Annotated in this window: 20 protein-coding genes; 1 reads left to right on the forward strand and 19 read right to left on the reverse strand. The window is 52.7% G+C overall.

Going from position 1 to position 13,197, the window contains the following annotated elements; translation table 11 throughout:
* The 17 genes from ACOTX4_RS24940 to ACOTX4_RS25020 all read right to left on the reverse strand — a co-directional run.
* On the reverse strand, positions 1-353 hold a 353-nt coding region (locus tag ACOTX4_RS24940), incomplete at its 3' end, for a hypothetical protein (protein ID WP_126818903.1).
* 90 nt (positions 354-443) lie between these two features.
* Positions 444-956, reverse strand: coding sequence for a KilA-N domain-containing protein (locus tag ACOTX4_RS24945; RefSeq protein WP_047720624.1), 513 nt, complete (start codon positions 954-956; stop codon positions 444-446).
* Between the two features lie 181 nt (positions 957-1,137).
* Positions 1,138-1,791 (reverse strand): DUF6246 family protein, encoded by a 654-nt coding sequence (locus ACOTX4_RS24950; RefSeq protein ID WP_096889005.1) that lies wholly within the window; start codon positions 1,789-1,791, stop codon positions 1,138-1,140.
* A 40-nt stretch (positions 1,792-1,831) separates the two neighbouring features.
* On the reverse strand, positions 1,832-2,566 hold the full coding sequence (locus tag ACOTX4_RS24955) for a phage tail tube protein (protein WP_421635471.1): 735 nt from the start codon (positions 2,564-2,566) through the stop codon (positions 1,832-1,834).
* A gap of 15 nt (positions 2,567-2,581) precedes the next feature.
* A complete protein-coding gene (locus ACOTX4_RS24960) occupies positions 2,582-2,968 on the reverse strand; it encodes a phage tail termination protein (protein ID WP_045339753.1) in 387 nt (128 codons plus the stop codon).
* A complete protein-coding gene (locus ACOTX4_RS24965; RefSeq protein WP_421635472.1) occupies positions 2,965-3,360 on the reverse strand; it encodes a hypothetical protein in 396 nt (131 codons plus the stop codon). The genes ACOTX4_RS24960 and ACOTX4_RS24965 overlap by 4 nt, the downstream gene beginning before the upstream one ends.
* A gap of 7 nt (positions 3,361-3,367) precedes the next feature.
* Positions 3,368-3,730, reverse strand: coding sequence for a hypothetical protein (locus ACOTX4_RS24970; RefSeq protein ID WP_164961834.1), 363 nt, complete (start codon positions 3,728-3,730; stop codon positions 3,368-3,370).
* Positions 3,714-3,902, reverse strand: coding sequence for a hypothetical protein (locus ACOTX4_RS24975; RefSeq protein ID WP_063158537.1), 189 nt, complete (start codon positions 3,900-3,902; stop codon positions 3,714-3,716). The genes ACOTX4_RS24970 and ACOTX4_RS24975 overlap by 17 nt, the downstream gene beginning before the upstream one ends.
* Positions 3,902-4,303, reverse strand: a complete 402-nt coding sequence (locus tag ACOTX4_RS24980; RefSeq protein WP_063158629.1) for a DUF7370 family protein — start codon at positions 4,301-4,303, stop codon at positions 3,902-3,904. The genes ACOTX4_RS24975 and ACOTX4_RS24980 overlap by 1 nt, the downstream gene beginning before the upstream one ends.
* A gap of 57 nt (positions 4,304-4,360) precedes the next feature.
* Positions 4,361-4,657: a hypothetical protein gene (locus ACOTX4_RS24985; protein ID WP_079911643.1), complete on the reverse strand. Its 297-nt coding sequence runs from the start codon at positions 4,655-4,657 to the stop codon at positions 4,361-4,363.
* Positions 4,658-4,666: 9 nt separating this feature from the next.
* Entirely contained in the window at positions 4,667-5,764 is a 1,098-nt protein-coding gene (locus ACOTX4_RS24990; protein WP_421635473.1) for a major capsid protein, read from the reverse strand.
* Positions 5,765-5,778: 14 nt separating this feature from the next.
* Positions 5,779-6,234, reverse strand: coding sequence for a phage cement protein (locus ACOTX4_RS24995; RefSeq protein WP_421635474.1), 456 nt, complete (start codon positions 6,232-6,234; stop codon positions 5,779-5,781).
* A gap of 12 nt (positions 6,235-6,246) precedes the next feature.
* Complete coding sequence (locus tag ACOTX4_RS25000; RefSeq protein ID WP_421635475.1) at positions 6,247-7,512, reverse strand: hypothetical protein; 1,266 nt, start codon at positions 7,510-7,512, stop codon at positions 6,247-6,249.
* A 2-nt stretch (positions 7,513-7,514) separates the two neighbouring features.
* Positions 7,515-8,441 (reverse strand): phage minor head protein, encoded by a 927-nt coding sequence (locus ACOTX4_RS25005; protein ID WP_421635476.1) that lies wholly within the window; start codon positions 8,439-8,441, stop codon positions 7,515-7,517.
* Entirely contained in the window at positions 8,401-9,750 is a 1,350-nt protein-coding gene (locus ACOTX4_RS25010) for an anti-CBASS protein Acb1 family protein (RefSeq protein ID WP_421635477.1), read from the reverse strand. Before ACOTX4_RS25010 ends, ACOTX4_RS25005 begins: the two co-directional genes overlap by 41 nt.
* A gap of 15 nt (positions 9,751-9,765) precedes the next feature.
* Positions 9,766-11,244, reverse strand: coding sequence for a DNA-packaging protein (locus ACOTX4_RS25015; RefSeq protein ID WP_421635478.1), 1,479 nt, complete (start codon positions 11,242-11,244; stop codon positions 9,766-9,768).
* Positions 11,231-11,803: a terminase small subunit gene (locus tag ACOTX4_RS25020; RefSeq protein WP_251995565.1), complete on the reverse strand. Its 573-nt coding sequence runs from the start codon at positions 11,801-11,803 to the stop codon at positions 11,231-11,233. The genes ACOTX4_RS25015 and ACOTX4_RS25020 overlap by 14 nt, the downstream gene beginning before the upstream one ends.
* Positions 11,804-11,825: 22 nt before the next feature.
* Between ACOTX4_RS25020 and ACOTX4_RS25025 the strand changes: the two genes are divergently transcribed.
* Positions 11,826-12,056: a hypothetical protein gene (locus tag ACOTX4_RS25025; protein ID WP_421635479.1), complete on the forward strand. Its 231-nt coding sequence runs from the start codon at positions 11,826-11,828 to the stop codon at positions 12,054-12,056.
* A gap of 23 nt (positions 12,057-12,079) precedes the next feature.
* Here the strand turns inward: ACOTX4_RS25025 and ACOTX4_RS25030 are convergent, their stop codons facing one another.
* Positions 12,080-12,292 carry a hypothetical protein gene (locus tag ACOTX4_RS25030; protein ID WP_421635480.1) on the reverse strand — a complete coding sequence of 71 codons (213 nt, stop codon included), beginning with the start codon at positions 12,290-12,292 and terminating at the stop codon, positions 12,080-12,082.
* A 306-nt stretch (positions 12,293-12,598) separates the two neighbouring features.
* Positions 12,599-13,123 carry a Rha family transcriptional regulator gene (locus ACOTX4_RS25035; RefSeq protein ID WP_421635481.1) on the reverse strand — a complete coding sequence of 175 codons (525 nt, stop codon included), beginning with the start codon at positions 13,121-13,123 and terminating at the stop codon, positions 12,599-12,601.
* Positions 13,124-13,197: the final 74 nt, after the last annotated feature.

The following is a 13,197-nucleotide window of genomic DNA, read 5'->3' on the forward strand; positions in this document are numbered from 1 at the left end:
TAGCGGTTTTCGCAACCAAGCTGAGATTTATCGATGATTTGAGTACCTTCAACACGGAAACCATACGTGCCGAACAGGAACGCATGGTTAAGCTGATAGATAACAACATCGCTCAAACCTACAGAGCACTTATCTTTTTCGATGGCGCGATCCATTGCTGTTTTGACGCTAGGAATGCCCAGTGGGAAAATGACAATCGGAGCTTTGTCTTCACCAGTTACGCGCTGACCTTTTTCAAACTTAGCTGCGTTCAGGTTATAGTTTTTGGTACTGCCTACAGTCATATCAGCAACACGAACAGTACAGCCAGACAGCATTAAAGCCCCGAGAGCTAAAGCAACTATTTTTTTCATTTTATGCTTCCTTTGATTGCAATCGGAAACATCTTAACAGCGTGGATTTTATGATCAAATAAAACCCGCAGTTAAGCGGGTTATCGCTGCCTACATAATGCCAGGCAAATACATTTGAACTTCATCAGCAACACGATCCCGTGCTGCGTTCAGTAGTTGCTTGCGGCCGCCGGAACCCCATCTGGCCATCTGGCTGGCGCATTGGCTGATCTGCTTGGTTTCAGTATTGATGATGTGGTCAATTTTGTTCAGGCGGGACATGGCACTGATGCCATTTCGGATCACCATCTGAAAGGTTTGGTACACTTTTATTTCGAATTCAACACTAAGCCATGCGGCATAGCGAATCGCCACCAACTCTAACCCCCATATACCAGGCTGAGCACCACCCTTGATAATCTTGACCGAAGCTATTTTTGTAGCTTTGGTCAGTTCTTGCGCAAACTTTTTAATTTGCCCACTTTTGATGAAGTTACTTGGCCTCTGTGATTCCGTGGCTTTGCCCTCAGCCACTGCGGCAGCGTGAAGATCATTGAGGTTGTAGCGCCCTTCGTCATCAACGCGAACGGAAACTCCGTTTACAGATACGGTTGGATAGTGCATGAGGTTTACCTATAGAAAGTGAGCCTGTCACACAGAGATAGCAGCCCAGAGTACAACTAACTCTCAGGCTCGCTTTCTGTAGGCTCTGGGATTATAACGTGCGCGTGTGAAGCGCGGTGGGTTTATTGCGGATGCAAAAAGCCCAGCGGACGCAGGGCTTATCGTTTCATTTCGTAGGTTGTTAATGCGGACCATGCCTCTGCGCATCCATCGCCAGCATCTGTTCTGCCCAGTCCATAACTTCGTCGTATTTCTCCTGGGTTGGCACCTTCCCTTTATCCTTCTGCGGGAACTTGGCATTCATGGCAGCCCGGAAGCTGGTCATCGTCATGTTCCAGGCGTCTGCCTCACTCATCCCGAGGTGGGCAACTGCGGTATAAACGAATGTACGGGCATCGAATTTATCGCTGTACTCGCCTTTCTTGCTCTCGAACTCTTCGGGCGGCTGATCACCCATTACGCCATGCAGAATCAGGTGGCGCGCCAGCTGGATAACGTCTTCAACTGGCAACGAGCCAGGCTTAAACAGGAGGCGTCCCGCCGTAGTCACTGAGTAAGAGCCGATGATTTCAGTAATGTCGCCTTCAGAGCAGTGTTTGACTACACTAGCTGCGGCCGCTGCCATATCCGCAAAGCAGCGTGCATTAGCCGCTTTCAGAATCTGGGGGTCTGCAATTCTGTGCTTTGGGTAATGGCCTGCATGAACTTTCACGAAAGCATCAACGATTTGCTCAGGCGTGCCGATTCGGGACATAGCCAGGAATGAAGGGTTGAGGAATATCTCTTTGCCGCTGGCGCGAATGACAGCCTGGCCGATATCGGTGATTGCTTTCATGGAAACTCTCAATAAGAGGGAGGCCAAGCCTCCCATGGATTTAGGCTGCGTTCACGGTTACAGTAGCTGGGCTGGAGGTTACCGAGCAGGCGGTTGAGGATGTAACCTGACAGGAGTAAGAACCCGCATCACCCGTAACGACGCTGGCCTTCGTGTAAGTAGCGTTCGTCGCACCTGAGATGTCAGTTCCGCCCTTCTTCCACTGATAGGTCAGAGTGGAGCTGTCAGAGACATTTGCCGCCACCGAAAGATTGAGCGCATCACCCACAGTGAGTGTGCGATTCTGCGGCTGGGTAGTAATGGTGATTACGGCGCCGACATCACGTACATCCACCTGGCCCGCACTTGACGCCTCAATAGACCATGTGGCCACGTCATCATGAGGGGCTTCATCTTCCCACGAAGTCACCATAAACGGACCTTCGGTAATGTCGTTTGGAGAGATGATTTTCAGCCAGACATATGGCTGATTGCTGGTTTCTGCTGGCGGGTTGTATACGTGACGCTTCAGCGCGTTCTGCGCATAGACATCTTCTTTTCGGGTTACGCCATCTCCAGAGAACGAGATGTTTTTGTAGGTTACGAGATCTTCCTGCGTGTACGCCGCGCTCATATCAGCAGTAGCGTCTGCGGTATCCCATTCGGCGGAAACAGTCTTCCCGCGCATCATGCCAAGGCGCTTATAGTCACCGTTGGCGGGTTGTGATTCGGGGCAGCCAATCGCGTAGTAAACGACGACATCACGCCCTGTGAAAGCACCAGCTTCACATGCCATGTCTTTATCTCCGTGTTATCGGGAAATGATGGTTTGAAATGAAATATCGAAGAGGTAGCGACCTTCTTCGGTCTGGATGGCGGGGATACCGCCGATTGGCTGCATCGAGATGATGCACTCAGTCTGGTAGTCGTCGATCATCGCCTGACGTATTGCATCAGCGTGGTCTTCAACTTCGTTAATGTCGCTGTCGTTCTGACCGGAAAGAACAAGGAATCTGAAATAATCTCGTGTTATGGCCTCATCAGGCTTGCCGCCACCGCCCTGCTGGATGACGAGGTATCTTTCCCCTTCAGTTCCTTCAAGCTCGTTCCAGAAGCGTTTCTGGACGCGATAGCCGACATCAAAACCGTGGGACTGCAGCCACGCTCTCAGAGCGTCATACACCTCGCTACGCGTCATACTTTGTATCCTTGCCTGATGATGGCCTTTATCTCGTTGAGGCCGTCGCGCTCAAAGCCTTTGCGGAGAAAGTCCGGCTCGCCGTTAGGGTCCCAGTAATTACCGCTACCGTCAGGCCTTGGCTTGCCCTTTAGCTTGACCTTTGCAGCATTAACAGCAGCTGCATAATTTGCCGTGTAACCCACTCTGCCTATAATTCCTGAGGGCATGGGTTCGAGCCGCTTGTACTGGCTGTTGATGAGGGTTGACGATTTAACAGGAGTGATTAGAGCAGCATGATTGGCGCCGGCATTCATCACCTGATAGAGAACCTTCTCCGTGCGTATTCCGGCTATGTCACTCAGCACCCTGCTGGTATTCATCTGGACGCGCTTGATACCTTTAACGGGCATGATTACCTCACGTCAGGATTTTGTAGTCAGGCTCTTCGCCGAAAAAGGACATGTCCCAGTCGGTTACAGCTTTGATGACATTAGCGCCAGCTTTTAGCGGATCTGATAGCGCCGATGTGTCACCTCTGGCGATGTACCAGTCTCGCTGCGGCATGGTTGAGATGACGCCGTTACGCTTCAGTTCAGTGAAGAAAATCAGGTTAGTGGTGAACTCTTTACCATTGGCATCTACCGCAACCTCATTGTTAGCCGTCCAGGTGCAGTCAATCAGGTATGGTGTGCCGTTTGTCCAGGTGTTGTTCCAGTCGTCATAGAAGCGAGGGTAGACAGTGGCGACATTGGTGTAAGACCAGTTAGCCGTGGCTGACACTATCATCCTCCCACCGGATAATCTCCGGATTCTCAGCGGCTACCTTCCGGCACAGCAAATACCATTCACCGTTACTTTTAACGTAACCCGTGACCCGCCGCCCGCAGTCAGTGATAACCCAGACCTTTGCGAAGGGCTCAGGAAGCCTCTGCTTAACCGATATCAACGCCATCATCGACTCCCGTTGCACATGCAGCCGCCTCGGGCAATCCAGATGCCAGCGAAAGCGGTGTTGGTTGGATCAGGCGGGATCAGGCTTGTAGCGCATCCATACTTATCTAGTCCCCTCAGAAGCCCCAGAGAGGCCTTCCATCGGTCAGCAAAAGACTGATACCGAAATGAGCGCGATGCACCGTTAGGGGCTGTCTGAGAGCTGATGTATTTATCACCCTGCCCCAGCGCCATTAGCCCCAGCAGGTAGGACTGTATTAGCAGAGCGGTTGCGGGAGGGTAATGCGCATCCAGACACTCCTGAATGCTGCCAGCCTGCTCTAAAAGAGCCTGCAGGATGAAATCAGGCAGCGTGATACCGACTGACTCCAGATATTCCTTGGCCTGTACTGTGGTAATCATGCGAGCCTCTGATAAGCCCTCCGAAGAGGGCATAAAAAACCGCCTTAGAGGCGGTCGTTATTCAGCAGGGAAAAGCTTTTTGAACTCACCTTCCGGCAACAACTCGGTGAGCTTCTCCAGGCCCAGGTTGCCTTTATGCTCAATGCCCAGCGCATCGAGTCGGGCAATGACTGCCTCTTTGCGCGCTTTGTTGTCAGTGCCAGCGACCGGGGTTGCAGGTACCAGTTCCGCAGCAGCTTTATCGGACAGCTTGCGCACATGCGGTTTCAGCGACGGATGAACTTTGCCCAGCTCAACAACGTCACCAAGCGCAACGCCGTGCCACGGCTTAACCACTTCGTATTTTTCAGCCATGATTGCTCCTTAAGCCAGGTTAGCGCCGTAGACCACACCGGACAGGCCTTCGCCGTCCTTCTTAATCTGCAAACCTTCTGCGGACATGATCTGGAAGTTGTAGTTGCTCTGCGGCATCAGGCGCGGTAGCGGTACAACGCCCACAGCCATACCTACCAGAGGAGAAATCACATCCTGTCGGCGCTCGTACGCCAGGAACTCGTTACCTTCCAGTGCATAGGTCATCTGGATAGACTTAGCAGGAATAAACTTGCTGATCGCATCCAGAACGGTTCCGCTAAGCAGCGCATTTGTGCCGGTGTTGATATCCACCAGATACGGCTTAGCCATGTTGGCCCAGACTTCAGGGCTCACCCACAGCTTGTCGTAAGCTGTAACCTTGTTACGGCGGGCAGTGAGTCCAAATGGACCTGTAGGGCCAAAGAATGCCAGTAGCTCAGCCGGTGTAGCGGTGGTGAGATTGATGTTGGCGCCGCCAGAGCCACTACCCAGGTTGATTTTCTGAGTGTTGCGGTGGTTTTTCATACCTTGCGCTGGCAGACCATCAACCACGATGCTGGCATCGCCGTTCAGGTAAAAGTCGACGCGCTTCTTGTGGAATTTACGCATCTTGGCCGACTGAGACTCCAGAGCCAGATCGATGCCGACAGTGCTCAGCCCGGCAGCATGGCGCCAGTTGACTCCGTAACCAGCAGTGAATACCGGGATCGGATCGCCATCTGAACCGAATTCGGTGTGGTCGAAGGAATACGGGGACTGACCATCAATGCTGATAGAGACATCATCCGCGATATCGCCGGAGACGTTATACAGCTTTGCTGTTTTTCCAATCGGCAGCACGGTCTGCACACCCATCAGGTCATTGACGATTTCCATGCCAATTTCCTGATCGCGCATCTGGATAATCTGGCGGTCAATTTCGGCCCAGAATTCACGTGTAAAGCCACCGATGGCATTCGCCGCCAGCATTTCATGCGTCATGCGCGTGCGGTACGCGTTGACCATCATGTCATGCTGGGCGTTATAAATGTCACGGTTGGCCCACAGCTCACTCCAGTGCCCTTGGAGTCGGCGGTTAGTAGCCAGTGATTCAGCGGTAAAATACATTATTATTCTCCTGATTAAGCGCCAGCATCTGCAGCGGCTACGGTACCGACGCGCATACGCACGCGGATGAAATCGGTAGTGCTGGCTGCGATAGTCGCATCGTCCTGGCTATAGCCAATCACCGAATCGGTGTCTGCAGTAGCTTTGGTAAATTTCCCATTACTACCCAGCTTGATTGGATCGTCTTTGGCATAAGTCCCCGCCACGCACAGCAGCGCCAGCTCGCGGCCCTCTTCTACGTAGTTACCCACTGCGGAGTCGCCGGCTGGCACTGCTTCAGTGATTTTGAGACCCTGATGATAGGCAACATCGATGATGTAGATACGACCAGCCAGCGCAGTTGCCTGCGCGAACTCATTGTCGCCATTGATGACTGCCGCAGTACCGGGCAGCAAGGCTGCGGCAGTAACGCGGGTTTCGGTCTTGTACAGAGACTGACCGTCGATATTAACGCGACGATAACGTGCCATTATTCTGGCTCCTTATTTGAAGTATTCAGCAGGGTTAGGTGCACCGGTTTCTTTCTGCTGCTGCGCATTGTTGGTGCCCAGCGGTGCAGCTTCGCCCAGCGTCTTGAACATCGCATCCAGCGCATCGCCTGAAAGTGCGTTAGCGACGATATCGCCATGCTTGGCGGCTACAGCTTCACGCTTTGCTTTCTCTTCAGCGCGTGAGTTGGCGGTCAGGGTGTCTGCCAGTTGCTGATGGTTTGCCTGTAGCGCATCAACCTTTTCCGCGAGAGGCTTAATAGCCGCTTCAGTATTGGTCGCAACAGCCTGGCCGATCATGCTGCCGATTTGTTCCAGTTCTTCTTTGGTTAAAGGCATGTCGCCCTCCGTTTTGTGGTTTGGTGCAGGCTGTTCCTGCGGTGTGAATAGAGCTTTGAATTTGTTAGCGACGACTGCGACCCACGACTCCTGGCGCGCTACTGCGGTGCCGGTATCTTCGAAGGTGATTACGCCGCCCTCAGACTTGTAGCCAAACACCTCAGCGCTGCCGCCGTTGCGGATGATTACAGCTTGCGAGTCAGTGAAATCAGCAACCCATGCGTATTCATCCGCGCCCGCCGCAAACTTCGCTTTGGCTGCGCGATCGAGACGCTGCTCGCGCTCCCGGTAGGATTCACCCACCAGCGCGCCCGAGTTAGCCTTGAGCGGTTGAGCCAGATCGGCATTGACCATCAGGCCAACTCCCTGCTCAGGGGTTGCCGCGCCAACCTCATGCAACAGAATGGCGTCATGGTCCATGCTGTGAATCTTCGCCACCCACTCGGCGCCCGTAGCTCTCTGTTGTTCGTTAGGCTCAAGCTGGTCGAGGAAAGCGGCGACACTGGTATGAATGGGCGGTACGTCATCGCCACGCTCGATAGCTGCAACACGCTCAAGTAGCTCGCGACCACCTGGTGACTCCTCAGCTTTAGATACATCAACCCATTTCTCGAGGTAGATTCGATTGCCGGACTTCTTAACATTTCGGTTCCACGCCCCAACGAATCCTGTGCACAGCCCTTCTGGAGAGAATGCAGACACGAACTGGCCGTTAACCTGTGGATGACCCAGCGGTGCCAGGGTTCCTTCTAGCCCCTGATAGTGCGCGTCGATTTCTTCCGCCGTGTACAAGCCGCCATTCATGACGACGTTCGCCGGCAGCGTGTAGCTCGGCAGCACCAGGTGCTCACGCCCGTTGTACGTTTCGCGCCGGATTGACTGGCTATTCACCTTCGTGGTGATGTTGACCTGCATAGGCATAGTTATTTCTCCGCCCAGGCGTAACCGCGCGCCTGCATCGATTTATATTCCTGTTTGAGTTTCGTGATGGTGTCCGGGTATTCCGGCTTACCGTCCGCATCCACCAGCACCGACTGCTGGCTGCATTTGCAGTTGATGGAGTTACCATCTTTGCTGTACCAGTCACGCACCTCTTCATTGGTGTAAAGGTGCGCGTGACGCACAGCGTGCGTATGACGGGTTGTTGGTGACAGCGCCGAGATGTGAACCAGCAGCGTTTTCAGACCGAAGAGATCATTAGCCTCCTGGTCTTCATCCCACTTAGCCCGGCGCAGCGCGGTAGTCACTTCAGTGCGCGCTATTCGGTTCGCCCGGCGCTTCTCGATACCGGTCTGGTCTGTCAGGTTGCGGGCAATGTCCAGCGGATTGAGACCACGGCCCACGCCATCAGTCAGCACGCGAGCCATATCTCGCTTAACGTCAGCAGTCAGCCCCTTCATTTCCTCAAATACACGCGCATGCACCAGCGCCATACGTTGCTGATATGGGTCGCTTGCGAGGATGGACGCTAACGATTCACGACCAGCGGCGTACACCGGCGACTGCTGGCTGAGGTTGTAGAACGACTGGCCGGTCCCCTTCTCCGAAGCCAGATCGATGTACTCGTAAAACCACAGGTCGTAGTCGCCACCTTCAAGCAGCACCTGATCCACCAGGTAACTGGCATCGTTCAGAATGATGGAGAGTAGCGTTGGGTTTAGCTGGTATTCGTATCTGGCGTTTACTGCAAGGGAGGAAGGTATTTTTTCGAGTGCTGATTTGTACGCTTTGCCAATCTTATTCATTCGCCTGGCGAAGTCTTTCATTGCCCGGCGCTCCAGCGCATCAGCTCCGGTCGGATCCTCATAGTTACGCGGTAGAATTGGTGGCTTGGTCCTCTTCGTCGCCATCCTCTTCTCCTAACGGGAATTCATCGACGTTTTCATAACCGGCAGCTGTGCGAATTTCTTCGCGACTGAAGGCCGGATTCTCTCCGCTGCCCTGGAACGTCTGGTTAATCTCTGCCATGGTTTTGGCATTGGCGAGCTTCTCAGTACCGGTCTGCTCGTTCAGGTCATCCCAGATAACAGTCTTCTCGCTGACATCATCAATGATTTTCAGGTCGATTAGCTTGTCACTGAAGTCTTCTATTTCGAATGACAGGTCACCGCGGCGTGACTGGCAGCGACCGTTAAAATACTTCTGATCTTCTGTACTCGAGCGCTCAGCCTGCTGATTGCCAACCAGTATGCGCGCCGGGATGTCTACCCCAGCTGAAGCGGTTTGTAGGTTGACATCGTAAGTAGGCCCAGGGTCTGAAACAGCAGATACCATTGAGGTAACCTGCGCGCCCTGGGTGATCAGGAGTACATCGTTACCAATATTCAGCTCTCTGGCTGCTTCGTTATAGCGCTCCTGAAGCTCATCTACCGATACGCCATACAACGAAGCCAAATTAGAAAAGTCGATGTCCTTTTCAAAGTTGATTGCCTGCTTGTTTGAGGCATTTTTAAGGAACGATTCACCAGAACCGCCCTCTACCTTTTCGAGACTGACAAAGGCGTTATAAGGTGGCTCAAGGAAGCCAATTGCATCATTCGAGTAGTCGCCCAAGATGAAGACGCGATCAGGATGTACAAAGCGCTGATTCGTCCCGCCGTTTGGCAGACTCTCAACGTATTTCCACTGCTTTGGCTGGCCGTAATCTGCCGATTTCTGGTCAGTAACCCACTCGCTGACTATTAGTGACCCAGCCCATGCGATCGTAACCTTTTTTAGTGACTTCCCACGAACAACCGGCTGATCCCACGTTCTTGAATCATTGATGTGCAGCAGGATGCCAGCATAACGGCCGACCAGGCGGCGGCGGTCGGCTTCAGCAAAAGCCCGCCAAAGGCGCTTTGTGAAAACCTTTTTGGTGTTCTTCTCCCAGGTGGTTTCGCCCTCGCTCTCGTCGGCGTCGTCACCCTCGATAATTTCCGGGTTCGTCTGCCAGCACTTACCCACCAGCTTCTCAACTGCACCGTGAGCGATACCTCCGCGCCGGTACAGGGCGTAGAGGTTTTCGTAGGTTACCTGCTCAGGGAAGCCATACTCGCACCATGCTGAATGGCGCTTATTGTCCAGCCCCATTGTAGGCGCCATCAGCCCCATACGGGCGCGCGCCATCCGCGCATCGTTCAACGCATGGTTGACGGCGAGAGTTAATTTGTCAGTCATGGTTTGTCCGTTTGGTTAGCGAAGGCGTTTCGGAATCATCATCCCCACAGGTTGAGATCCATTCAGTTCAGTCAGTGCGTAAACCATCGCATCGAGGCGGTCAGGTGATTTCTTCGCGGTGGCGGGGATGTATTCCATCATCTGGTTCTCCAACACGTAGAGATTGCCGTGATTTGCCACTCGCCCCTGTTCGTAGAGCGCCGATATCGGCTCCGCGCGGGCATACTTACCTTTGCTGGCATGTACACGAATGATGCGACCTTTGAACCCGGCGTTGCGGAGTGTCTCCTCCGCCATGTCTCCACCCTGGTTCGTCTCAATGACTATCGCGTCAGCTTCGTGTTGCTCATAGGCTGATATGGCTTTCTTGGCCCATCCAGCAGGTGAATATTTGCCGCTGTAATCACCATCCACAGAGAACTGCTTTTTGTCACCGGCACCATATGAGCTGGCAGCGACAATGCCTGTTTCATCGCTTTCGTCGCTGTTTGTTGCCTGTGGGTCAATCGCCACGACAGAGCGAACCTTATCGTGATGAATTTGCAGATCGCGTGACGCGCTAATCATAACTTCTGTCCACAGGGCTCCTTCAGCATTAAACCTGCGAGGCTTCTGCATGTACTGCGCTTCGGCGGTGCGCCGGTGAGAGAACAGGGATACGCGGTGCGATTCATTATGCTTAAAAGGCCACAGCCAGCCGTCAGGTAAGCCATGGTCAATCGGTATAGCGTGTGAGTTTTCAGGGTACTGCGCTGCGTATGGCTGACTATTGTCGATAATCACCGGCAGATTCAGGTGATGCCATTTCTCACCACTCCCGCCCCGCAGAAGATAGCCGCTCAGGTCGTGGTAATGGATCCGCTGCATGATGACAATCATCGGCGTCGTCTCGATCGCCAGTCGTGATTTGATTGTCTCGTTAAAACGGTTGTTGACCCCGTCGCGGACGATCTCAGAGTAAGCGTCATCAGGCTTTACCGGGTCATCGATAATCAGCGCTCCCTGCCAGCCCGGCTCCATATGCCCGGCACGAAAGCCGGTAACCTGTCCTGCTGCCGATGACGCATAAACGCCGCCGCCGTGCTCAGTCCACCACATCGCCTTGCTGTCAGCATCATCGCGCAGCGCCATCGGCCACATGGATTGGTATGCCTGCGACTTAATCATTCCGCGCGCGGTAGAGGAGTTCAGCAGCGCCAGGTTGTGCGAATAGGACAGGTGCATGAAACGGGCCCGGCAGTTCAGCGCCAGCCCTCGTCCCATCATATTGATGGTCGCCAATTCCGTTTTTGTGTACCCAGGCGGGACGTTGATGATCAGGCGCTGAATCTCACCATCAATGACGCGGTCCAGCGTTTGCTGAATCACCTTATGGTGAGGCGCGACAATCATCTTTCCGCCGGTGCGCTGCTTAAAGAAGTATCGAGCGTAGTAAAGCCCATCCTCTTCGCATTCAACCTTACGGGCAAATGCCCTTTGCTCAGCAGTCGTCATCCTCCAACATCTCCCGCCGGGCAGCCTTATACTCTTCTTTGGTCAGTGCAGCCATTTCGATTGGCCCGCCGTTCTTGCCTGTGTGTTCATGAGTGGCCTGCTCTTTGAAAGCCATCACATCTATGTGCTTCCCGAGCAGCTCGAGGTTTTTGACTTTATCAGGCCACTTAATTTTCTTGAGCAGCCCGATCATCTCACGCTCCTCCCCACGGCCTTCAAACATCTCAGCCACATCGAAGCCGCTCAAATATCTTCGCCAGGATGAAGGCCACTCGCTTACTGGCTTCAGACTCATGTCGTCTTTGAGGATGTCGAGCACGTCCATCTGGTCTATCTCAACAAGACGATTCAGGACGTATGTCGCATTTATGCCAACCAGATCATTGCGTTGCGCTTTAAGTTCGGCAATTCTGGACTGGATGTCAGGTTTTGACAGGTTTTCAGACGCGGTACGGTTAGCTGTCTTTGCGCTGTACCCCGCCCGAATAGCCGCTTGCGTGGCGTTTAAATCGATGAGGTACTCGCGACAAAACATCTCTTGTTTGTCGGTGAGTGCCATTTACTTATCCCAAGGAGTTAAGATGAAGTCAGTTGAAGAAGTAATTAATGATTTGCAATCGCGAGTATTAGCCTATGAAGTCATGTTCCAATCGATTTTTTATGCTCTGCCTGTTGAGATAAAAGATAAGGTTGTGAGCACGATTGAAGATAATTTCAAAGCCTTTGACTCTGGAACACAGAGTGATTCAGGTAAAGCAAAACTTGCAGCAGCAAAAGTTATCGCTTCCCGTACATCCGGCGCAAAACTCTAATTCACGTCATACGATGGCGGCTACTAATTACTGTCTGCCGCCTCGTCATTTGAATCATCAGCCACCGGCACAAAGTGGAACTGATCCACACTGTCAGGCCGGAAGTAACGCCACTCACCTGTATCAGTCGCCAGTGCTACGAACCCGTTAACGATTTCAGGTTGGCTTCGTTTCATCAGGCCAGTGAAGGTTTCTTTTGATGTGGTGGTTAGCGTGATTTGGTAGATGTCGGACATTGAGTGCCTCTTTATCCGCTTGTGAAGTCCAACATGTTGGACAAGGTGATTTCTGCATTAAAGACCGCTCCTGATGGAAGGGATCCGCAGCAAAATAATTAGAGACCACTATAGAAGCAGAACTCGTCTGCCTCGTTTTCCTATAGGAGGTTACATGTCCACAAGCTTATTAATTTCATTTGTAATTGCCATCTCGCCATCAATCAACGAGATCGTCAAAACAGTTTGCCTATCGAAAAGGCTTCATCTTTTAGAGCGCTACGGCATTATCAAGCCCACCCGCAGATAGGCTTTGTAATGGCCTGCTTAGTTTATCAACAGCTCCGGCTGCGTTACCTGCATGATGTGCTCATGTTCGAGCCTCAGCACGCGTTTTTCCTTCTTCCGTTCGTTCATCAACCGGCTGCCGATCGTGCCTTTCAGCTTTGAGCGCGTTTCTTTAATGGCGTAGCGGTGCTGCATTTCTTCACCCATGGCCAGACGACGGCTAAGTTGCTCAGACATCCAGTTGAACGCTGAAATGTAGCTTTCTTTGATAGCCGCAGCAGCTTTTCCGGTGAATCCCATCACAACCATGATCCAGCCATCCTTCGTCAGGCTATACATCGGGCGAACCTTACCCTGCTCATCGATATAATCAGCCGACGCAAAATTGCGTTGGCTAAACTCCCTCGAGCAATCGGCCTTAACCTGCTCGATTTTCCTGAGCACATCGCCGTGTCGCTTGCCGAAGTAAGTGGCAACTTTTCTGGATGTGGTAACTACCTCTCCGTTTTTGGCTTGCACCATTTCTTGGAAGTCGAAGGCCGGAATAACTGACGGATTATTCATAGCGTCTTTACCTTTTAGAAAGTGAGCCTGTCTCACAGAAAAGCCGCCCGAGAGAGGTCGCCACCTATAACGGC

Origin of the sequence: Enterobacter cloacae complex sp. IR5459 (genome assembly GCF_049238005.1) — a bacterium.
Lineage (GTDB): Bacteria > Pseudomonadota > Gammaproteobacteria > Enterobacterales > Enterobacteriaceae > Enterobacter > Enterobacter hormaechei_C.

Excerpts from the sequence above, each read along its gene's own strand:
- ACOTX4_RS24945 (WP_047720624.1), bottom strand. The coding sequence starts at position 956 with ATGCACTATCCAACCGTATCTGTAAACGGAGTTTCCGTTCGCGTTGAT.
- ACOTX4_RS24950 (WP_096889005.1), bottom strand. The coding sequence starts at position 1,791 with ATGAAAGCAATCACCGATATCGGCCAGGCTGTCATTCGCGCCAGCGGC.
- ACOTX4_RS24955 (WP_421635471.1), bottom strand. The coding sequence starts at position 2,566 with ATGGCATGTGAAGCTGGTGCTTTCACAGGGCGTGATGTCGTCGTTTAC.
- ACOTX4_RS24960 (WP_045339753.1), bottom strand. The coding sequence starts at position 2,968 with ATGACGCGTAGCGAGGTGTATGACGCTCTGAGAGCGTGGCTGCAGTCC.
- ACOTX4_RS24965 (WP_421635472.1), bottom strand. The coding sequence starts at position 3,360 with ATGCCCGTTAAAGGTATCAAGCGCGTCCAGATGAATACCAGCAGGGTG.
- ACOTX4_RS24975 (WP_063158537.1), bottom strand. The coding sequence starts at position 3,902 with ATGGCGTTGATATCGGTTAAGCAGAGGCTTCCTGAGCCCTTCGCAAAG.
- ACOTX4_RS24980 (WP_063158629.1), bottom strand. The coding sequence starts at position 4,303 with ATGATTACCACAGTACAGGCCAAGGAATATCTGGAGTCAGTCGGTATC.
- ACOTX4_RS24985 (WP_079911643.1), bottom strand. The coding sequence starts at position 4,657 with ATGGCTGAAAAATACGAAGTGGTTAAGCCGTGGCACGGCGTTGCGCTT.
- ACOTX4_RS24990 (WP_421635473.1), bottom strand. The coding sequence starts at position 5,764 with ATGTATTTTACCGCTGAATCACTGGCTACTAACCGCCGACTCCAAGGG.
- ACOTX4_RS24995 (WP_421635474.1), bottom strand. The coding sequence starts at position 6,234 with ATGGCACGTTATCGTCGCGTTAATATCGACGGTCAGTCTCTGTACAAG.
- ACOTX4_RS25000 (WP_421635475.1), bottom strand. The coding sequence starts at position 7,512 with ATGCCTATGCAGGTCAACATCACCACGAAGGTGAATAGCCAGTCAATC.
- ACOTX4_RS25005 (WP_421635476.1), bottom strand. The coding sequence starts at position 8,441 with ATGGCGACGAAGAGGACCAAGCCACCAATTCTACCGCGTAACTATGAG.
- ACOTX4_RS25010 (WP_421635477.1), bottom strand. The coding sequence starts at position 9,750 with ATGACTGACAAATTAACTCTCGCCGTCAACCATGCGTTGAACGATGCG.
- ACOTX4_RS25015 (WP_421635478.1), bottom strand. The coding sequence starts at position 11,244 with ATGACGACTGCTGAGCAAAGGGCATTTGCCCGTAAGGTTGAATGCGAA.
- ACOTX4_RS25020 (WP_251995565.1), bottom strand. The coding sequence starts at position 11,803 with ATGGCACTCACCGACAAACAAGAGATGTTTTGTCGCGAGTACCTCATC.
- ACOTX4_RS25025 (WP_421635479.1), top strand. The coding sequence starts at position 11,826 with ATGAAGTCAGTTGAAGAAGTAATTAATGATTTGCAATCGCGAGTATTA.
- ACOTX4_RS25030 (WP_421635480.1), bottom strand. The coding sequence starts at position 12,292 with ATGTCCGACATCTACCAAATCACGCTAACCACCACATCAAAAGAAACC.
- ACOTX4_RS25035 (WP_421635481.1), bottom strand. The coding sequence starts at position 13,123 with ATGAATAATCCGTCAGTTATTCCGGCCTTCGACTTCCAAGAAATGGTG.